The 21,768-nt window shown below is 59.5% G+C and carries 12 protein-coding genes; all 12 read right to left on the bottom strand.

What is annotated here, in order from left to right:
* Nucleotides 1-30: 30 nt before the first annotated feature.
* Nucleotides 31-4,971: an ATP-binding protein gene (locus tag NE851_RS07970; RefSeq protein WP_254956423.1), complete on the bottom strand. Its 4,941-nt coding sequence runs from the start codon at nucleotides 4,969-4,971 to the stop codon at nucleotides 31-33.
* 161 nt (nucleotides 4,972-5,132) lie between these two features.
* Nucleotides 5,133-6,956: a methylation-associated defense system protein MAD7 family protein gene (locus NE851_RS07975; protein WP_246647855.1), complete on the bottom strand. Its 1,824-nt coding sequence runs from the start codon at nucleotides 6,954-6,956 to the stop codon at nucleotides 5,133-5,135.
* Nucleotides 6,956-10,948, bottom strand: coding sequence for a protein kinase domain-containing protein (locus NE851_RS07980; RefSeq protein ID WP_254956428.1), 3,993 nt, complete (start codon nucleotides 10,946-10,948; stop codon nucleotides 6,956-6,958). The genes NE851_RS07975 and NE851_RS07980 overlap by 1 nt, the downstream gene beginning before the upstream one ends.
* Nucleotides 10,949-11,460: 512 nt before the next feature.
* Nucleotides 11,461-11,817, bottom strand: a complete 357-nt coding sequence (locus NE851_RS07985) for a cupin domain-containing protein (RefSeq protein WP_064653359.1) — start codon at nucleotides 11,815-11,817, stop codon at nucleotides 11,461-11,463.
* A gap of 20 nt (nucleotides 11,818-11,837) precedes the next feature.
* Complete coding sequence (locus NE851_RS07990; RefSeq protein ID WP_254956991.1) at nucleotides 11,838-12,851, bottom strand: tartrate dehydrogenase; 1,014 nt, start codon at nucleotides 12,849-12,851, stop codon at nucleotides 11,838-11,840.
* Between the two features lie 89 nt (nucleotides 12,852-12,940).
* The gene (locus NE851_RS07995; RefSeq protein ID WP_064653357.1) at nucleotides 12,941-14,410 is read right to left on the bottom strand and encodes an NAD-dependent succinate-semialdehyde dehydrogenase; all 1,470 of its coding nucleotides are present in this window, start codon (nucleotides 14,408-14,410) and stop codon (nucleotides 12,941-12,943) included.
* 81 nt (nucleotides 14,411-14,491) lie between these two features.
* Nucleotides 14,492-15,931 (bottom strand): aldehyde dehydrogenase family protein, encoded by a 1,440-nt coding sequence (locus tag NE851_RS08000; RefSeq protein WP_254956455.1) that lies wholly within the window; start codon nucleotides 15,929-15,931, stop codon nucleotides 14,492-14,494.
* An 18-nt stretch (nucleotides 15,932-15,949) separates the two neighbouring features.
* The gene (locus NE851_RS08005; protein WP_027686906.1) at nucleotides 15,950-17,644 is read right to left on the bottom strand and encodes a GMC family oxidoreductase; all 1,695 of its coding nucleotides are present in this window, start codon (nucleotides 17,642-17,644) and stop codon (nucleotides 15,950-15,952) included.
* Nucleotides 17,641-18,438 (bottom strand): ABC transporter permease, encoded by a 798-nt coding sequence (locus NE851_RS08010; protein WP_130784860.1) that lies wholly within the window; start codon nucleotides 18,436-18,438, stop codon nucleotides 17,641-17,643. Before NE851_RS08010 ends, NE851_RS08005 begins: the two co-directional genes overlap by 4 nt.
* 3 nt (nucleotides 18,439-18,441) lie before the next feature.
* Nucleotides 18,442-19,314, bottom strand: coding sequence for an ABC transporter permease (locus tag NE851_RS08015; protein ID WP_254956458.1), 873 nt, complete (start codon nucleotides 19,312-19,314; stop codon nucleotides 18,442-18,444).
* Nucleotides 19,315-19,355: 41 nt separating this feature from the next.
* Complete coding sequence (locus NE851_RS08020) at nucleotides 19,356-20,396, bottom strand: ABC transporter substrate-binding protein (RefSeq protein ID WP_130790854.1); 1,041 nt, start codon at nucleotides 20,394-20,396, stop codon at nucleotides 19,356-19,358.
* Between the two features lie 59 nt (nucleotides 20,397-20,455).
* A complete protein-coding gene (locus tag NE851_RS08025; protein WP_130784858.1) occupies nucleotides 20,456-21,763 on the bottom strand; it encodes an NAD(P)/FAD-dependent oxidoreductase in 1,308 nt (435 codons plus the stop codon).
* Between the last annotated feature and the right edge of the window lie 5 nt (nucleotides 21,764-21,768).

Raw genomic sequence — 21,768 nt, forward strand, 5'->3', positions numbered from 1 at the left:
AGGAGACCCCGCGCACTCCCTCGAATTGAGTCAGGACGCGGTCAACCTCAAAATGCTCGGCCTCGTGCTTGATGCAGTAAAAAACATCGCGTGATAAGGCTCAAGTGCCTTTAGGCGGTCCGTAGTACGCTGCTGTTCAGCAGTTGATCCGGTGTTTCGTGCGAGGGTCCGCGCGTCGGCCTCGGTGACGCGTAGCACAAGATAACTCGCGACAGCTTCGAACAGCGCTCCGTCAAAATCTCGTACGCCCTGGGACGCGAGTGCAAGCGCCAGACCATATTTCCGGCATTCCTTTGCAAATCGCGGAATTAGTTTGAGTTTTGCGGCCCGATGCGCTTCGTCGAAAATGATCGCGTGGGTAAGGCCGTTCTGAACGCCGCGCCGAAACATATCCTTGTAGATGCTGTAAAGCACAAAAGCTGAGAAGGCCCGCTGAACGATGTCATTTGTGCTCAGGTGCACTCTAACGAGCGTTGGGCGGTGATCCATTAGGATGCTTGCTTCACCGTCTACTCCATCGAAGAAACCGTAATCCGTCAGCTCTTGGAGTCGAGCTAGAAGATTGTGGTTCGGCTTCGGGCGCGACTTCAGAATATCGACGAATGTTCTAAACCGCGGTGGGTTGGGGCGATCACTATTTCGATCGTTCCAGCCGAGATCGTCGTAGCTTTGTTTGATTGCTCCGCGCAGTTCCTCAAGCTGTATTTCGCCAAGATCCGGAAAGATTGATGCAAAGATGTCGCGCAGAGTGCCCGCTACGTCGATATAAGCTGTAGGACCGGGCGAATCGACGCGCAACGGATTAAAGCCCAATCCATCGAAGTCAATTGTGCGAAAAGGGCCGAGTGCTGCGGTGAGCTTCTCGTCGATATCGTCGTGGTAGGAGAATATGACAGGCGTTATGCCGGCAGCCTCCAATTGCTTGGATATGTTGATTAGGGCGGTGGTCTTACCCATGCCTGGCAACCCCACCATCATCAGGTGCGGGTTGGTACGGATCGAGACCGTCCAATCTACCGGCACTTGGGTCAGTGTCTCCCCGAGAAATATCTCGGCCGGGTCACTGACGGGTAATGAGATCCCGGACGTGGATACCGGTGGCGTGTCGGACGTCTCAATTCCCGGCTTCGGGGCTCCTGCGACGTCGGATTGGCTCCCAGGGCGAATAGCGGTAGCGCGGATCACGCTCGCCTCGACGTGATCAAGGGGAATCGCGCCTGCAGCCTCTGCGCTTATCGGCAAGGGATAGAATTCGTCACCTCGTGGTTTCGAATCAAGCACATCTCTTGTCGCTTCAGAGCCGTTTAGCGACAACGAGGAGGCAGCGGATACCACACTGTCTACAGCCGGGTCGCCGGTCTCCGGCACTAACGGCAACATCATGCGCCCGCCGGAATTCCCAATTTCGTCTGGTAGAATTGTCGGTCCGAAGAGCCACAGTGCGGTCTCGCTGCGATCGGAATAAATGCGCTCGACCTGACCCGTCCGGTGTTCTGGGCAGAAGACATAGCCGACATCTGGGTCGGAGACTGTCCCCGGCAAATAGCTCTCCTTCAGCACCATCTGATCAATTTCACCTGTTAGCCGCGCAAGGGCCCTAGGCGACAGTCGGTGCCGGCCCGCGCGGTCAACGTAGAAGCGCATCAATTTCGCAAGTTGAGCCCGCCGCACGACGCGGTCGAGTGGGGTCAGAGACTCACCAAAGAACCAGTCCATCCAGCGATTGCGTAGCTCGCTAGTCTGGAGGACCATGTGAGAGAGCATATCCGGTTGGCGTGCCGTCCGCAAATGCTGTCGATGCTTCACTTCGACAAAGCGGAACTCCAGGGGTCCGCGATTTGGCGCGCTCACGTGGATGAAGTCTGCGCGGCGGGCGCTGTCCCCTTCCTCCATCGCTATCTGGACTATCGGTGCGTGGTCGGCGATCTCGTCCACAGGGATTAGGACACCCTGCTCCATATTTAGCCATGGCCCCCGCTGTTCGCCTGCCGCCACACAATGTGCATACATTAGCGCCAAAGCGACCAATTCTCCGGTCCTCGTACCGCCATCGGCAAGCCTAATAGCGAGCCTCCCACTCAGCGCCTTCAGCTGGCTGACGAGGAATCTGCTGTTCCGCTCGCTGCTGCTCAGCCCCATACCGCCGAGCGCCTCATCTACCAAGTCGCGAACAGCGCCCAAGTTTGTCGTCGAGGTGACGAGTTGAATCGCCGTCAGGTCAGAGCGTTCAGGAACGGTATCGATGACGAAACGCTCATAGGCATCAGGACTCTCTTGTGGGGAATCAAAATAGTCCAGTGCGGCGTTACGATCTAGCGTGACTACCCAGTCGCTATGTTCGTGCAAGCGCTCGATCCTAAGGCGATCCGCCGCCGACAACCGAGTTTTAAGAACGGGCCAATGTTCGTTGGATCCGCCCAACGCTCTTGCGGTGGAGCGTGCAGTCGCGCGATCAACGCGACGTAGGCGATCACTGGCATTGCGATTGTCGGGGCTTGGCTCCCCGCTCAATTCGGGCGCGGCGAATGTCATCCAAACCATTTCCTCATCGGGTACGACGCGTCTCTCAAGCGTCCGCAGAAGACCCCAGCCGTGATAGGGCCGAGCATCTGAAATCATTGTGGTGGGAACCGTTTCCAAGCTTGTCTCAAACAAATCGAAAGCTAAGCTAATATGTGCGGCTCGCATTTTACCCCAAGACGCCGTGTCTTCGAGCTCGGGCTCTTCCTGCTTTGCCCAGCGCAGGCGCGGGACCAGTACCTCGCCAGGCCGCGAGGCAGTTTCGGCTAGCCACCTATCCCGTGGATCCAAAACCTGGCCACCTGCGCGACGGCGTTGGCCGACCGTCGATAGGAATTGCCCGGCGCCAGAGGAGCGTGGGGCATGGAACAGGTCGAGGCTAAAGCACAAAGGCGACTCCGCCTCATCGTCACCGTTCAATCCACGCGCCGAGAGTGCGCTTCCCAGAGCTCGTGCGACCGTCATTCCGTCGCCAGCCCGCCATGCCTGGATCGCCAAGAGATCGGGCCGCTCTCCATTCGCACCACCATAGCAATCGAGATAATGGCCCAGCTCGCGCGCGATTGCCGCAGCACTGGCCTCACCGATCGAAGGCGCTGAGACTGCGCCAGCGCCGAGACAAGCCGCGAGCAAGGCCGTGGCTGCCTTGGGTTCGTGCTCTCCATCGACCGTCATCGCGATCGTATGAAATCCGATCACATCGGCAAAGACGAAACCGCGCGTTTCCCCGGTCCCTGGCAACGCGAAGGGAAAGAACGAAGAGTCAATCGGCACAACCGCCTTTTGGATCTGACTTTGAGACATTCCTTGTTCGTATCGAGCATGCGCGACCACTTGATCGTAATGGGCGTGCCAAGCGAAGCGAACGGGGTGAAGCGGCGTAACGAGGAGGCCGACTAGTTGCCCTGACTGCGTTCGAACTTCGATTGTGCCGTGTCTTGCCAGATTCGGCGATCCACCATCCAGCGCCTTCTCCCAGGCGTTGACATAATTGTCAGCCACCGACCAGCCGCTAGTTATCACGCGGCCCAACAACCCGGTGCTTCCAAGTTCACCGGCGAGTTTGCGGCTCGCTTCCCGTGCACGCTCGGTCGTGGCGCTTCGATCCGCCGGTTCTAGCTCTACGAACGCCAAATCGCCAATTGGGGAGCCATCAGCGCGAACAGTTTGGACCCAATGACCAATTGTCCCAGTACGCGCGGTCCAATCCACCTCCATGGCTCGCAACAAAGCGGGTCGGTGTACGCGTGCTCCCTTTGTCGAGGCTTCGCCCTTCCAGGTAATAAAGCCCTTTCGATCTTCCACAGTGCGCTTGGCCGCTTCTGGCCCGGCTACTAGTTGTTCAAATGTTGTGCGATCACTCACGCTCGTCGCACCTTCAACGAGCGTTCGGACCTCCTGGCCGGACGCGCTAGTTAGTTGCTTGATCGTTTCGCCAAACTCGAGGGTGAATGGTTCACTCTGCACGGGCGCTACGTGCTCCAGGCCGATAGCCGAAACTTCTACGACCGCATCGAACTTCTCGGTACCCTCGAGATCCTCGAAGTCGTCGACCGTGATCGCTACCTGTTGGGTCCTATGATCGCGATGGAGCACAACACGCTCAGCAAGCATGTCTTCGCCGGCAATTACTGATACGCGATAGTCGATAGTGGCTGCCGCGAGATCCTCTGGGTCGCTAGACCATCGGACGGTCAGTTGTGCGCGATCTTTCGCGGTGGCTGCGCGGTCAAGGATTAGACGAGGGGTGGTATCGTCGCCCTCTGCTTTGGCCAAACCAGACCATTTTAAAAGTCCGCCCTTCGTATCACGCCAGGGCGTGAGGCGAATCCGGCGTAACTCCTCACTAGCATACCCCGGCTTCAGATTGCCGAGCCAGAGTTCGGGCTGATCTTCGATACGACGCGCAGCTTCCTCGGGGCTCATACCCGACAAGACACGCAACGCTCGCTCCAACTCGGGGCCTCGGCTACCTGCATCTTCCAACTGGAGAGCGCGAACCCGTTCGGCGATCGCACGCGTATCGCTCACATAGAGCAGGCGATCTGCAAGTTCGGCCGACATATCGAGTTCATTTGTCGAAGGGTCGCCTTTACTCGCAACCGGCCAAAGGCCAAGTCGAGCGAGGGCACCGCCTGGATCATCACTGGCGCTAACGTAGAAGTCGAACTTTGACCAAGGACTCAGGCGGCGGCGGCGGCCGAGGCGTTCCGCACGCCAGACCGCCCCATCTAGCACTCCCATGCGACCGAAGAATGGCTTGCGCGCCAGCTTCAGCGCCTCACCGAAAAGCTCAGCCTCGCCGATTTCGCGGCCTGCGCTATAAATGCCATCGAGTCCAGCCCCGGCGCGGAGCGGATCGACCATCAGCAGTGCGGCGTCAGCCTTGTCCTCGCGATATTCGACGGCTTGATCAGCTGTGATCCGTCTGCTGCCATCCACGTCAATCACGGCATTGACTGTCCAGCCCGGTACGACGAACGCTTCGCTGTCGGCTAGCGCATCGATTTGCTCCGACGGTAGACATCGCAGGAAAGCGACCGCGCCGGAGCTCGGAGTTCCAAGTCGATTAACGATAGCTTGGGCCAAAAAGGCGGCGTGGCGAGGTCCCATCAATCGGTGTCTTCCATCTTCTGGCTGTCCTGGCAAGCCCGGTACCGGGCCTTTAGCTTTTTCATGCGCTCAGCGTCATTGACGCCGACCAACAGGCCGAGGTCCCGCAAGCGGCGCTCAAGCATCCGCCGATTGCGCTGGAGCAAATCGCTCGGCACCCCGAGGTTCGGCGGCGCCCGGTCGATGTAAAGCCCGTATTGCTCGCGCAGGATACGGAGAAAGTCGGGATAGGAGAGAGGTTGCTCTTTACGCCCCTTGCCAGTGCGGCGAACGTGTCGATGGACAAGATATTCGATAACGGGATTGGTCAGAACAAAGGAAAGGGCATCGCCTCGGCGGCCTTGGCCCTTCTTCCGCGTCTGATGAAGGGTGACTTTGCGACGCTTTGCAAGCCCATTCACCTCATCGATCATCAATGCCGAAGACAAGAACGTGTTCAGGCGCTCCGTCCCTTTGTTAGAGGAACCCGTAAAAGCGGCGCTCAACGCTTCTGCGAGCGCGCGTCCAGGATCGCTTGCACTGGATTCTTCGCCGAGCAAGGCGCGCAGCTCGAGATCTTCGGCGGTCTCTGCTGCATCGCGTAACTTTCGCGCCGTTCGTGTAAAGTGGCGCCGTGCCTCCCGTGCCTCCTCATGCGTGCCGTTTAGGACGGAGCCGAGCAAATTGAGCCAGTCAGTTCCGTCTGGCGACGTCGGGGGCCAGGTTCTGCGGTCAATCTCTGACTCGCTCCGCACGAAGTGGTCAAGGAGTCGGGCGTGCATCAGCACCGCCGGCAGCCGGTTAAGCGCCTGTCGCAGAAGGAACCCAGACTCTTCGGACGCGGCGCGAAGCGCTGGATCGGAGCCGCTTGAGCAATCTACAAACAGCGGAAACTTTGGAGCCTCGGCGACAGCCGGCAGCACGCCGGATGTGCCCCAGCGGTTCATGATTTCCACTGTTGCCGTCAGAATTGTGGTCAATCCAATCGCGATCGCAGATTCCAGCATCTGGAGAAGTGCGGCTCGCGGCATTGCGCCCCCACGCGCGTAGCAGTCGAGAAAAACGAGGAGGTCTTCGCGGAAAATCTCCGCTGCACGCACCGCGATCGGGCGCTGATTAGGGATTGGCCCTGGATTATTCCGCCCTACCGCCTTGGCTGGTGCCTCGCCGCAACCCTGCGCTATACGAACCGTAACCAGCTGGTCAAGTGGAAGTGGCACCCCTTCGTTAAGCTCGTCCGATCTCAGGTCGCTTTTAAGGGGGCCTGTCGTCTCGGTGCCGGGCGCGAGCGATGCCAAAAGGTCATTGTCCTGTACTCTTGCGCCGACTCGGTACCGTCCACGCTCCGCGAATGGCTCTACGGTTTCTCCGTCCTTTTGGTTGCTGAGCAGCGCTGTGATCATTTCTGGAACGCCGCGCAAATTTGCCGAGGTGCTCGGAAGGTCGATCCACGACGCATAATAGTGATTGGCAAAACAGCGCTGAACTTGCTCGTCGTGGGACTCCGAATGCCTCCGGTTCTCTAGGATCGACGTCAGTAGGAAATCCCCCAAAATCGCGCGACCCGTGGAGGTATCAAAGCCTTCAATCGTAGAGTCCTTGACCAGTTTCGCTACCGTAGTTGAGATGGTTGGAGGAGAACCAGCGCCGTATGCCTCGGCGAATTTCCCCTTGCCGCGGCGATTTCCCCATCGGAATAGATAGAGCATCATCGGCAGGATCGCACCAACCGAAAAGTCCTGCGGCACGAAAGGGAATACAGGTGAGTAGGTGCTCGTCCAAATTTGAGTCGTCATCTGGCTGCCTAAAACAGATTCAACGATCTGACGGGTTTCGTTGGCCATTACACGCGCTCGGTAGTTAGGAGGATTGTTTGGAGGCCCCGGCGACTTTCGATACCAAGATGGTGGACCTTGTCGGCGTCCGCCGGGTTCCAGGCGTTGAGCGCCCGCTCATCCTCCTGAGCCAGCCGGCTCGTGAAGACGCCTAAATTTGCAAAGACGTCGTCAGAGAATGCATCGAGAATTTGCACGCCATCATCGAGATCCATCAACAAACAATAAAGCTCAAGTGGTATACGCAGTTCATCGGTTCCGCTTTCATCGGATGCGTAGCGCAGTGTGAGATAGCGATGAAGCGTCTCCAGCCCGTCCGTCGCGTGAAAGCGCTCGGCAACTAGCGCGAACCGCTTGAGTGATTTTTCGATCCAGAAAGCAGTTTCTGTCGTAGTTCGAGGCACAACCCGGATGGGGACACGATCGGCTTGACGGTAAGCGAGATCCGGCAACGCCTCCAGGCGGGAAAGACCTTTGCAGAGGCGCTGCTTGGTCAAGAACTGCTCCTCACTTGATAGCAGCGGAAAGCGCCGGAACTCATCTGCGTGACGACCATCGCGCAGAGTTAGGGCATACCCATCGCCGCCGACTGCCTCAACCTGGTCCGCCGACCAGCCGAAGTAAGCGCGACGTCGCGCGCTCCGCAATGGGAGCGGACGCCCGGCTGTGTCGCGGAACCGCTGTGCTCCATGGGCGGGATCCGGACCTCCGCGACCGACGAGATAACGATCTACTCTAGGATGTCCCTCTAGCGCAGGGTCAAGCCGCGCTAATTCACGCAACAATTCGCCCTGTCGGGCTGGCGACTCGGGATTGAAGGCGTAGTCTGCGGGATCGTGGGGTTCTAGCTCAGGATTTTCGTGCAGGTCCTTGCAAAAGAGTAGACCGAAGAGGATATAGCTGATCGCAGCCTTGAGCTCGCGCGCTGTAATATGGATTTCGTTACGCTGGTGGACTGTCTGCAACGCATCGGTCAACCTTGCCCGCAGGCGGGCGCCCTCAGCCAGGATGCTCGGATTATTACTTGCCCCCATCATGTCGGCCGAGCGCTTCATCGTACAGCGGGCCTGAGCGGTACAGGTATGACATGGAGCCCATATGCTTGCGGCTGCATCGCCACCAACAAGGCGACGGACCAATTCGTCGACGAAGTCGGTCGTGATGAGACCACGTCCCTCGTCGAGCCCGCCGACGAGGGAACGGTTGTTCAACTCGACGAGCCGGATATGAGGAGAAAGCCCCTCACTATGGTGACTAAGCGCCGCTGCGAGTTCGATGGTAAGGGCCGTTTCGTCGAACTTCATTTCGGCATGCTCGATCCATTCCATCAGGCGGCCATCATTGACCGCAACTAGATGGATTCTGCGATCGTTTACTGCGCCTTTGAGAAAAGGGCCAAACAACTCGTCGAGCAGGTTATCAGCCGACTGCCCTTTCCAGCTGGCAGCGCCATCAAGATTAATCATCGCGGCCCGGCCCGCGAGGCTTCCCCTCCACACGCGCTCGCTTGACTTCGGCGGTTCACCGCCGAGCGTCTGGACGAGGCGTTGCAGAAACGCCGTCTTTCCGTCGCCCGCATTCCCGCAGAGAATTACTAGCGACACGTCTCCGGCAACGATTGCCGCCGGCAAAGTCGTATCAAGCGCGGTCGGTACATAGGTGTCGAATGCAAATTCGGAGTCAAGGCCACGGGTCTCTGCGTTGCTGAATCGGGACCCTGGATACGTGCTGAGAATGTCCATCACCCGCCCAACTTCGTTCGGGCGAAGCGGCTCGATAGCGGCCATTACTGCACCGGTGGTGTACGCAGATTGTTTGTCGGGGTGCGCGCTCTGGCGTACATCCCGCAGCGCGGCTCCCGCGTCCAAGAACCGCCTGTCAGCGGGGCCCGTCGCTCGATCGAGAAGAGGAATGAGCACTGGGAAGGCAGCTCGCTCTTCATTTGTCCAATCCAATCCAAGCCCATCTCTTGCCAGCAGTGGTGGACGACTGGTGATCGCGTGGAACAGCGTTGCCGCGAGGCTGTAAACGTCGTCTCGAGCTAAATTTTCTCCGCCATCGCGACGCTCAGGTGAAGCGTAAAGAACGGTACCTCGGCTATGCGGCCGATGACCGATTGGACCCGCGAGATCATAATCGATGAGGACAACCTGGGCCTCATCTACAAGGATGTTCGACAAACTGACGTCGCCGTGTACCCATCCTTGGCTATGGAAAGCATCAAGTGCGTGGCACAGCGTCTCGAACCAATGAATTACCAGCTTTTCGGTAGAGTCTGCTCCATCTACCTGCGCGATGAAATCGATATCGCCGACCCAAGTGCTAAGAGGCGCACCCTGAGTCCAACGGAGCAAGCTCATTAATTCATCCGCGTTCCAGCTACTTGAGCACTCAAGAACGTTTGACAGCCCCTTGCGCAACGACAAGGGGCGGAGCCTTTGATAGGCCGAAAGCGAAACGGGGCCCAACTCAGGATTGAAGACTGCCTTGCCAACAAACGTTCCGATAGGCTCCCCATTTTCACTATCAAGCTGCTCAAGCTTAAAGGTCCGGCCGACACTACCTTGGCCTAACACTGAGACCACTTGATAGTTGGAGCCTTTCCATTGGAAGCGAAATCCTTCGTCCCATCGCATTGGCGAAAGGCCCTCCGGCTGAACGGATTGCACACTCGGTTCGGGATCACGCTCTTTGAGGAGATCAGCCATGTCTCTAGCACTCGGACGGCGCGATGCATCAGGATCGCATCCGAAGAGCAGCATCTCGCGAACGTCCGAGGCTTCGTTCTCGGAGAAAAGTTCGATGAGGACGGCGCACAGGCTGAAAAGATCAGAGGATGGAGTCGCTGCAGCTAATCCATTCAATCGAATTTCGGGCGCGGCAAATGCACCAAAGTTGTCGCCATTCTGGCCTTCGGTTAAAGTCTGAGCCGGCGTGAGCCGCGCCCACCGCCATCCGGCAAACAATGGGCTATTATCGGCTCGCACCCTAACGCTCTCTGCGTCGAGCGCCCGATGGAGGAGAGCTTCATCAGTTGATCCAGTGAATTCGGCCAGTGCATATAACGCACGCTGGGCGAAGTCTCGCCGTTGGGACAAGGTCCAGTCTCGTTTCTCCTTCAAAAACGAGATAGGGACTGCAGCGCTGTCACTGACGCTGAAAAAGAACATCTCGCCGGCGTAGTTCGGGACCGCTTGCCATGTGTCGACTAGGCTCGGCAGATGCGGTGATTTCTGAAACCGCTGGATGACATCGAACTCGCGGCGGGCGCGCCGCGCAGTCAGTGCGAGAGCCTCGCCCGCCGGCGCGGCCGATAGATCGTAAGTATGAAGAAGAACACGGTCCCCTGTCCAAGGATCACGGGCGGTAAAAATGCGCTGAAAGCGATCCTGCTCGTCGGACAAGAGACGTAGCTCATCGAATCGACCCAATCGCCTGAGGCGAGCAGCATCGGCAAGGTTATATCGCGCCGCCAAAGCATTTGCGACCTTATTGCCATCCACTGACCCCGGCGCGATGGGGCCGGCGATGAGATCGGACACGTCCTTTAGTCCATAAGCAAGAACGCCCAATCGATGTCGCTGCTGCTGGCTTCCACTCTTAAGCGAGACGGTTTCGCGCGTGAACAAGAAGGCTGCAGGGACAAATCCGAGGCGTGAGTCAACAGAACGTAGAGTTCCTGCTACCCGCTTTGACTTAGCCACGATCAGTTCGGCCGCAGGATCCGATTGATCGCTTTGTTTTAGCGCGGCGGCGTCCCAATGCTTAACCTCGACGACCACAACGCCGCCCGGGCCAATGATCACTATGTCAATTTCGTCGGCCTGGCCACGCGGATTTGCATGCGTGAGATTGGTCAAGACGAAAGCCGTTCCCTGCCCTTCCGTGCGCCGAAGCTCTTGGTCGATTGCTTTGAAGGCCTTTAATTCGCTTGCATTGGCAAACGGACCACAAGGTATGTGTACAACGCGCAAGCCAATCCCCCCTAAAACCTGATGCAACCTAACTTAAAATGCGGTCAGCGCAACAGCCTTGAGTAGTCGAAGTCTTGGCTGAACCTAATCCGCAAGGGGCCGAGACCAGCCGCGCCGGCGAGACCTTTTATTGGTAATGTTTGCTCTGGAGCTCGACCTCGAAGACGGAAGTGGGTTTAGTTTGTCTGACCTCACTTTTTGTGCTGGCCACCGAGGTTACTCGATAAAGGTTAAGCCATTGATTTAATTGGCAAGTGCTCATGTTGATTGTAGCGTTGCGGTTCGATTCCTTTCAAGGCGACCACGACGTTTGTTGCAGACGAACATTTTTATCGAAACAAGTGTCGTTTATCTTGATACCGGCGGACAGACCATCACAGACACAGGGTGTCTTCCGAGCCGACCTGTCTTGGTCACGCGCTCGCCAGGCTCCGATCTGCAAGAACCATCAGGGTGCCACGCCGCAACTTCTTTATAAAAGGACGCCAGGCAAACGGTTAACGCGTTCAGTGCTCTGTAGCGATCTGGCTCGCGCCAGATTATGGTGACACGATGACCCAGAGTTTGCGCACCGTTTCGATTGTTCGCCACGTTCCGGTGAAGCCGGGACGCAGGATGAACGTATCGCCAGCAACCAGGTGGCGCGGTACCTTGTCGTCTTCGACAAGCTCGATGACGCCTGACAAGATGGTGCAATATTCCCAAGTCTCGCCCTTGATCGAGCGGGTCGCGCCGGGCGTCGCCTCCCAAATGCCGGAACGAATTCGACCGTTTCCCACATTGTCCTTTTCCCAGGTCTTGTAGGACGGGTTGCCCTCGACGAGGCGTTCGGGAAGGGCTTGGCTTTCCCGAGCGATACCGGGATTCTTCAGATCGAAGACGATCATGTTCGACATTTCATTGGTCTCCGATTGTATCACGAAAGCGCGTCCGCGATCGATTTTCCGCAGGCCTGCGTGCTGGCGGATCCGCCAAGATCGCGGGTGCGCAGCGCGGGTTGCTTCAGCACCGTCTCAACCGCCGTCATGATGCCGGCTGCGGCTTCCGTCTCGCCGAGATATTCGAGCATCATCGCTGCCGACCAGATCTGGCCAATCGGGTTGGCGACGTTTTTGCCGGCGATATCAGGCGCAGAGCCGTGCACAGGCTCGAACAGCGAAGGGTGCTCACCGCCAGGATTGATGTTGCCCGATGGGGCAATGCCAATCGTGCCGGCGCAGGCAGGGCCAAGGTCGGAAAGTATATCCCCGAACAGGTTGGAGCCGACAACGACGTCGAAAATCTGAGGCTTCAGCACGAAATTGGCGGTCAGCATATCGATGTGGAACTTGTTCCAGCCGACATCCGGATAGGCTTTCGCCATCGCTTCGACGCGCTCGTCCCAGTAGGGCATGGTAATTGCGATGCCGTTGGATTTAGTCGCCGAGGTCAGCAGCTTGCGCGGCCGCTTCTGCGCCAGCTCGAAAGCGAATTTCAGGATGCGATCGACGCCCTTACGGGTCATAATCGTTTCCTGCAGCACCATTTCGCGGTCTGTGCCCTCGAACATACGCCCGCCGACCGAGGAATATTCCCCTTCGGTATTCTCCCGCACCACCCAGAAGTCGATGTCGCCCGGCTTGCGGCCAGCGAGCGGGCAGGGCACGCCTTCCATAAGGCGCACGGGCCTAAGGTTGACATATTGGTCGTATTCACGACGGAACTGCAGCAATGAGCCCCAGAGGGAGATGTGGTCGGGTACGATGTCCGGCCAGCCGACGGCGCCGAAGAAGATCGCCGCGGGCCTGCCTATTTCTTCCTTCCAGTTTTCAGGCATCATGCGGCCATGCCGGGCGTAGTAGTCGCAATTGGCGAACTCATGCCATTTCTGCTTGAGCGTGAAGCCGTAGCGGCGGGTCGCCGCCTCCAGCACGCGGATACCTTCGGGCATCACTTCCTTGCCGATGCCGTCGCCGGCGATCACGGCAATATCGTAGGTTCTCTCGGCCAATGGTTTTCTCCCTCTCGGCAATCGCAGACTTATTGCGCGCGTGTTTTCAAGCCGCCCATATGGAAGGCCTTGGTTTCGAGATATTCCTCGATTCCGGTCGGACCGCCTTCGCGGCCAAGGCCGGATTGCTTGATGCCGCCGAACGGGGCGATCTCCATCGACACGCTGCCGGTATTGAGACCAACCATGCCGAACTCCAACGCCTCGCCCACGCGCCACGAACGGTGCAGGTTCTCGGTGAAGAAATAGGCGGCCAATCCGAATGGCGTGGCATTGGCGATGGCGATCGCTTCGGCCTCATCGTGAAACCGGAACAGCGGCGCCACCGGCCCGAATGTTTCCTCGCTGGCGAGGCGCATGGCGGTGGTGGCGCCTTTCAACACCATCGGCGCAACATAGCGGCTACCTTCAGGCAGGGTTTCTCGAGGGGTAATATTTTCGGCTCCGAGTGCCAGGGCATCGGCGACATGGGCGCGAATCTTGGCGACGGCGGCATCGTTGATCATCGGCCCGATATCGGTGCCAGTCGTGGTGCCCGGGCCGATTTGCATGGCGTTGACCCGCGCCGCCAGCCTTTCGGCGAAGGCATCATAAATGCCGTCCTGCACCAGCAGACGGTTGGCGCAGACGCAGGTCTGGCCGCCATTGCGGAATTTCGAGGCGATCGCCGCCTCGACAGCGACATCGAGATCGGCATCGTCGAACACGATAAAAGGGGCGTTGCCACCCAGTTCCAGGCTGAGGCGTTTGACGGTCGGCGCGCTTTGCGCCATCAGCATCGAACCAACGCCTGTGGAACCGGTGAAGGACACCTTTCGCACATCCGGGCTCGCCATCAGCGTGGCGCCGATCGCCTTGGGCAGGCCGGTGACGATGTTGATGACGCCGGCCGGAATGCCGGCGCGCTGCGCCAGCACGCCGAGCGCCAGGGCGGAATAGGGGGTAAATTCCGAAGGCTTGATGATGACGGTGCAGCCGGCCGCCAATGCCGGGCCGCATTTGCGGGTGATCATGGCATTGGGGAAATTCCAGGGGGTGATGATGGCGGCGACACCGACCGGCTCTTTGGTCAGCAGAATACGGCGATCGGCCGACGGAGCTGGCAATGTCATACCGTAGGTGCGGCGCGCTTCCTCGGCGAACCATTTGATAAAGGACGCACCGTAGAGAACCTCGCCACGCGCTTCAGCCAGCGGCTTGCCCTGCTCCGCCGTCATGATTGCCGCCAAATCGTCGGCATGTTCCAGCATCAAAGCGTGCCAGCGTTCCAGAAGGCGGGACCGTTCGGTAGGCGTGGTCTGACGCCATGTCCGCAGGGACTCCGCCGCAGCGGCGATGGCGGCCTGTGTGTCGGTGGCATCGCAATCGGGAATCTGGCCGATGACGTCTCCGCTGGCAGGATTATCGACGGCGACGGTGGCGCCGGACCCTGCCGATAGCCATGCGCCACCGATCAGCGCCTTTTCGACGAACAGGGTGGGATCTTTCAAATTCAGCATATCGTCTTCCTCAATGGTCCAGTCTTCCGTCGACCAAGCGGATGCCGTTTTGCACGCTGCCTCGTCTCTCGGCTGCTCATGTTAAGAAATCGCTTCATTGTCGGCGTAGCCGACAACACCCTTGATTTCGGTGAATTCGTGCAGGCCGAACTTGCCGTATTCGCGGCCGTTGCCCGATTGCTTGTAGCCGCCGAAAGGCGCGGCACCATCCCAAGCGGAGTTGTTGATCCGCACGATGCCGGCGCGCAACTTGCGCGACAGGGCGCGCGCCTCGGCGAGATCGCCTTGGATGTAGGCGGCGAGCCCATAGGGTGTGTCGTTTGCGATGGCAATGGCGTCGTCCTCGCTCTCGTAGCCGAGAATGGCCAGTACAGGCCCGAAGATTTCTTCGCGCGCGATGGTCATGTCGCTGGTGACGCGCGCAAACACGGTCGGGCGGACGTAATAGCCGGCATTCAGATGAGCCGGACGACCCGGGCCGCCGGCAACGAGTTCGGCGCCTTCCACGATTCCCTTGCCGATCAATTCCTGTATCTTTTCGAATTGCGGCTGGTTGACCACCGGGCCGATATCGGTAGCGGGATCGGCAGGCGCGCCGACGGTGATGGCATCGGCAGTCCTGCGGGCGATGCCAATGGCCTCGTCCATCCGTTCCATCGGCACCAGCAAACGGGTAGGGGCATTGCAGGACTGGCCGGAATTGTCGACGCATCGACGCACGCCGGCACTGATGGCAGTCTCCATATCGGCGCTACGGAGCACGATATTGGGGGATTTACCGCCGAGTTCCTGGTGCACCCGCTTGACGGTAGGCGCTGCGGCTTGCGCCACGGAGATCCCGGCCCGGGTGGAGCCGGTGAACGAGACCATGTCAATGTCCGGATGGCTTGCAAGGACAGTGCCGACGGTCGGCCCGTCGCCGTTGACGAGGTTGAAGACGCCCTTGGGGACGCCTGCCTCATGCAGGATCTCTGCGAAGAGAATGGCGTTTAGCGGCGCGATTTCCGACGGTTTCAGCACCATGGTGCAACCGGTGGCAAGGGCGGGGGCAACCTTGCAGGCGATCTGGTTGATCGGCCAGTTCCAGGGCGTGATCATGCCGACGACGCCGACGGGTTCGTGAACGATCTGTGTCGTGCCTTGCATATAGTCGAATTCGAACGCCTCCATCGCCTTGATCGTTTCGGCGAAATGCGAAAGTCCTATGCCGGCCTGTTGGCTGCGGGCCATGCAAACAGGCGCGCCCATTTCCTTTGAGATGATATCGCCGATCTCGTCGTTGCGGCGTTTGAGAATGACGAGGATGCGATTGAGCAGTTCAAGGCGCTCGGTTTTCGAGGTTTCGGAGAAAGAGGCAAAGGCTGATCTGGCAGCGGCAACCGCCCTCTCCGCATCGGCGACGGTTCCCATGGCAATTGTTGCAAAAGGCTGTTCGGTGGCCGGATCGATGACATCCAGCGTCCGTCGGCCGATCGGCTCGACCCATTCGCCATTGATGTAGAATTTCTGTGCATTGTTCATTGCTGTCTCCATCGCCGCTTACTGCCCGTTGCGGATGAAATCGGCGATCCGCTCGGCGATCATGATTGTCGGTATGTTGGTATTGGCGCAGGGAATGGACGGCATCAGCGATGCGTCGCAGACCCGCAGTCCCTCGACGCCATAGACCCGGCCGGACGGCGAGGTGACGGCCATCGGATCGGCGGGTGCGCCCATGCGGCACGTGCCGGAGGGATGCCACGTGCCGCCGACATGCCGACGAACGAATTCGGTCAACGCCGCATCGTCAGCAAGCAGATCATCGAGAGTGGTTCCGAGCGTGACGGCGGAGTGGACCAGTGCGGCGCGCAGCGGCCCAGCAAGATCGAGCATGGCCGACAGCACACCGCGCTGCAACGCATTCCAGGCGCCGGGGACGGCGACTTTTGCAACGCGGGGGGAGTAGCTGGAAGGAAACACAACGCCCCGATAGGAGTTCATATGTGGGTCGCGCAGGGTTTGCGCGCCCATGCGCAGGGCCATCTTCAGCCGTTCCAGATCCCGCACATCGCTCAGCATCCGGAAATCCACTTCGGGCTCGACAAGCGGGTCAGCGGAGGCAAGTTTGAGGAACCCACGCGAGTAGGACTTGTTGACCCAAAAGAACAAGCTGCCCATCCGCAGACCGACCGAATGCCAGCCGGAGCGCGACAGGATGGCAGCGTGCATGTCGCCCTGGGGTGTGCCCGGCAGGTCCGACGAAAAGCGCCAGATTGCCTGTTCATGGTGTTCTGCCCGGTCGCGCACCCGCATGGATGGCGGCAGGTAAGCGGCGACCGCTATAGAAGGGTGCTCCATCAGGTTGCGGCCGATGCCGGAACGCGAAGAAATGACAGGAATGCCGAGTGCCGCCAGATCGGCGCCGGGGCCGATGCCGGAGCGCAGCAGCAAAGCCGGCGAATGGATAGCGCCCGATGCGACGATGACCTCCTGCGCCATGATCGTTTGGGACACGGTGCCGGCGATCTCGGCTCCAATCGCCGTCACGCCGTCGAAGAGAATGCGGGTCGCCGTACTATCGGTGATAACGCGAAGATTTGGACGGCGGCGGACGTCCGGCGTCAGGTAGGCTATCGAGGTCGGCAGGCGTTCGCCGGCATCACTGACGGCAACCGCGCCGCGAAAAGTGCCGTCCTGCCAGGGGCCGTTCTGATCGGGACGGATCGGGTGACCGCGCGCCTCCAACGTCTGCATGACGCGATCGACAAACGGCGATATCTTCTCGCCTGTGATCCGCCGTATCGTCAGCGGCCCGTCGGTTCCGTGAAGCGGACCGCTGAAATCGCGGTCGGTCTCGATCTTGCGGAAATAGGGCAGGCAATCTTCCCAGCTCCAGCCGTCGGCGCCTAACGCTTGCCATTCGGCATAGTCGGAGGGCGCGCCGCGATTGGCCATCAGCGCGTTGATGGCCGAGCCACCGCCGAGGATTTTTGCCTGCTCGTAGCGGCGGGCTGTCCGGGGCGCGCTGTTCGATCCTGAATAGCCCATTAGCGAGGTCAGGGAAGCCCAGATGTTACGTGTGTCGAGATAGGCGCGGCCGGGATAGCGGCTGCGCACCGCGTCGGGAATGTCGCCGGCGGCGATGTTACGGCCGGCCTCGACCAGCACAACAGTCCGGTTCTGATCTTCCGACAGCCGCGCCGCCAGCACGCAGCCTGCAGAGCCGCCGCCGAGGATCAGATGATCGGCGATCATGCCACCTTGCCTTGCTTGCGATCGGCGCTGCGAGCGTTGAGCGCCACCAGCATCACCAGAATGAAGGAAATCGCCGTCAGCAGCGAACTGATTGCGGCGATCGTGGGATCGATCTCGTCGCGCAGTGCAGTGAACATGCGCTTGGTAAGGGTCTGGTATTCGCCGCCAGAAATGAACAGCGATACGACGGTTTCGTCGATGGCCGAGATGAAGGCAAACAGCATGCCGGAAATCACGCTCGGGCGGATCTGCGGCAGGGTGACCACGAAGAAGGTGCGCAGCCGGTTCATGCCAAGGCTGCGTGACACCATCTCTTGCGTCGCATCGAACTTCCTTAGGCCTACCAGAACGGAGATAACCACATAGGGAAGGCCAAGCATCATGTTGGCGAGAATCAGCCCGGTCATGCTGGCGAGGAGACCGACCTGGGCATAGACGAGGAAGACGCCGACGGCGGTGATGACGATCGGCACGACCAGCGGCAGCAGCAACAGCATCTGCAGGCTGCGCACCAGCCGGGAGGATGTCATGTTCAGCGCATAGGCCGCCGCCGTGCCGAGAATAGTTGCCAGGATCGCACTCGAAACCGAAACGATCAGGCTGACCCGCGTGGCCTGCATCCACGCGGCGTTGCCGAGATAGGCCTCATACCAGCGCAGCGACCAGGATGGCGGCGGAAATGTCAGGAAGCGGGCGCTCGAAAACGACATCGGCACGATAATGATGATCGGGATGATCAGCCACGCGAGAACGAGAGCGACGAAGCCGTAAAGAAGAAGGTTGGATGTGCGCATATGTCACCTCGTTCCCATGATGCGTTCAAACGGAATAAGCAAGCTTGCCAGTCGGAAGATCAGGAAGACGCAGAGCATCAGCACTACGCTGATCGATGATGCCGCACCCCATTCGTTGTAAACCTGGATATTGCGGGACACGAGCATCGAAACCATGTAGGTCCGCCCGCCGCCCAGTAGTTCTGGCGTGATGTAGAAGCCGAGGGTGAGCACGAAGACCAGCACCATTCCTGCGATCATTCCTGGCAGCGACAACGGGAGAAAGATGCGGGTAAAGACATGACTTGGCGAGCCGCCAAGGCTGGCGCCGGCCATGGTCAGTTCGGGTGGAATCTTCTTCATCGTGGCGTAGAGCGGCAACACCATGAATGGCAGTAGGATATGGATCGTCGCCATGACCGTACCGAACTCGTTGTTGATGAGCAGCAATGGCGTATCGATCAGGCCGGCATTTTTAAGGGCGGAATTAACGATGCCGGTTCTCTGCAACAAAATGAGCCAGGCATAGGCCCGGACAAGGACGCTGGTCCAGAAGGGCAGCAGCACCATTGCCAGAACAAGCACGCTCCAGCGTTGGGGCAGAGCCGCCGCCACATAGGCGACGGGATAGCCGAGCAGTAGCGTCACCAGGGTCACGACGACTGCGATGCGGAAGGTCTGCAGGAATGTCATCCAGTAGACGGAATCGGTCAGGAACCTTTGGTAGTTGATGACCGTAAACCCGCCATCCTGCCAGATCGATTGCCAGGCGAGCCAGACAAGCGGCACGATCAGCAATGAGACGTTGACGAGGAGCGCCGGCGCCAGAAGCAACAGCATCAGCCTCTGCTCCCTGCGATCATGCTGCATCGATGGATTGCTTGTCGATGTGGTCATCAATGACGCTCCTCAATTCACTGGCCTCGGTTGGCCGGTGGTTACTGCTGGATGAAGGACGCCCAGCGCTTCTGTGCTTCCTCGCCAGCTGGCGAGCTCCACCATTCGTCCGACACCAGCACCTGCTTGGCGGCGTTTTCGGGCGAGCTTGGCATTTCTGCTGCGCGTTCCGCCGAGATCTTGCCGGTCTTATAGGCTTCGGGGTTGCCCGGACCGTAATCGATATAGGCAGGGAAGTTTGCCTGGATCTCCGGTGTCATGGCCGCATTGACGAACTTGACCGCCGTTTCGAGATTGGGCGCGCCCTTGAGGATACAGAGCGAGGTATATTGCAGGAAGCCCTGGTTGAAGGTGTAGCTGATCGGAGCGCCTTCCTTGGCGACGGCGGTCACACGACCGTTCCAGGCCATTTCCATATCGACCTCGCCATCGGCGAGAAGCTGCGCCGACTGGGCGCCCGACGTCCACCAGACGGTAACGTAGGGCTTGATTTCTTCGAGCTTCTTGAAGGCGCGGTCGACATCCAGCGGATAGAGCTTGTCGGCCGGGACGCCGTCGGCGAGAAGCGCTGCCTCAAGCGTTGCCAGCGGGTGGTTGCGCAAGGCGCGTGTACCCGGAAACTTCTTGACGTCCCAGAAATCCGCCCAGGTCTGGGGCGGCTTTTCGCCGAACTTGTCCTTGTTATAGGCAAGCACGCTGGAATAGAACTCATAGGCAACGGAATAGGCACTCTTATACTCGGCGGGCATTTTCTCGGCATTGGGGATCTTGGAGAAATCAAGAGGCTCGATCATACCTTGCTGGCCGCCGCGAATGCAGTCTTGCGTCGGCGTATCGATGACATCCCAGATTGGTTTTCCCGTCGCGGTCTGGGTCTTGATGACAGGCCAGGCGTCGGGCGCGCTGTCCTGATTGACGGTGATGCCGAGCAGTTTGGCGACCGGATCGAGAATGGCCTTGGTCTGGGCCTCCTGGTAGGCGCCACCCTGCGAAACGAAAGTTATCTGTTCAGCCGAGGCGATACCGGCGGAAAAAGCGATGGCTGAAGCGGAAAGCACGAGTGTGGAAAATTTCAGTATCATATCCGTTCTCCTCTTGTGGCGGGGCTTCGAACCCCGTTTTGATGGTTGAATGCCGGGTCTTATCGCCCGATTGCATCGAGGAACTGGTACCAGCCGGCGACAATCCGGACAGCGGGTTCCCGGATGGGATAGAAAGGAACGGGTTTGAGCCGTTCCGAAGTCAGAAGTCCGAGATCGGGGCTTTCGCCGACGACGATTGCCGCTATGTGCTTGCCCATGTTGGAGGCCAGCGCCACGCCGGTACCGTTGTAGCCAACCGCATAGACGATGCGGTCATCCAGCCGGCCGGCATGCGGAATGCTGTCCATCGTCATGGCGACGAGGCCGGACCAGCGATGGGTGACGGCAACGCCCGCAAGCTCGGGAAACTGGCGCACCATCGCTCGATGCAGTACCGCGAAGGCGCTCTCGGAATCGGTCCTGCCGAAGGCGCCGCGACCGCCATAGAGCAGGCGGTCGCCCGCCTTGCGGAACCAGCGCATCATCCGTCGGGTTTCGGTGTAGCTGCGGTCCTGCGCGAGCAGACCGGCGCCCGGCGTGCCGGAAAGCGGCGCCGTGGCGATCATCGCCGAACGGAAGGGGATGATGGCCTTGCGCACCGCTGATGTGGCGGACGTCAGGTCCGAATAGGAGTTGCTGGCAATCACGGCCTGTCCGGCGGTGATTGTTCCGCCCGGTGTTTCAAGGAGGACACCGGGCCCTTCTCGGCGGAGACCCGTCACCGGCGTGTTTTCGAAGATGTCGATGCCCGATTTTTTCAGGCCGGCAGCGATACCGAATACGAAATTGAGCGGATGGATGATGCCGCCATGGGTGTTGAGCATGCCGCCTAGAAAATCTCGCGAGCCGGTCTCCGCCTCCATTTCGGCCGCCGACAAAATGGAGCAGGCGCGATCACCGAGCGCCTGATGCAGCCATTCGACTTCCTTCTTCAGCGAAGTGAGCGAGACTGCATTATGCGCGCAGCGCAACGACCCGGTCGGCTGATAATCGGCCGCGGCAATGCCGTAATCCTCGACAAGCTCTCCGACATGATCGATGGCCTCGATGCCGAGATCATGCATACGTCGGGCCGTGTCGGTGCCGTAACGTGCGGCAATCTCGGAAAAGGCAAGCCGGAACTTGCCCGAGACCACGCCGCCGTTGCGTCCGCTTGCGCCCCAGCCGATGCGGCTTGCTTCAAGTACAACGGCCGACAGGCCGCGGCGAGCAAGGTAGCGTGCCGTCGACAACCCAGTGTAACCGCCGCCGATAATGGCAACGTCGTAGTGACGACCGCCCGACAGCGCATCGAAGACCGGGCGGTCGGCAGCTGTCTCCTGCCAGAGCGAGGCAATGTCAGGAAAGGGAGGATGGGCGGTCATCATTTCTG

This window comes from Rhizobium anhuiense bv. trifolii, from assembly GCF_024346605.1.
GTDB lineage: Bacteria > Pseudomonadota > Alphaproteobacteria > Rhizobiales > Rhizobiaceae > Rhizobium > Rhizobium anhuiense.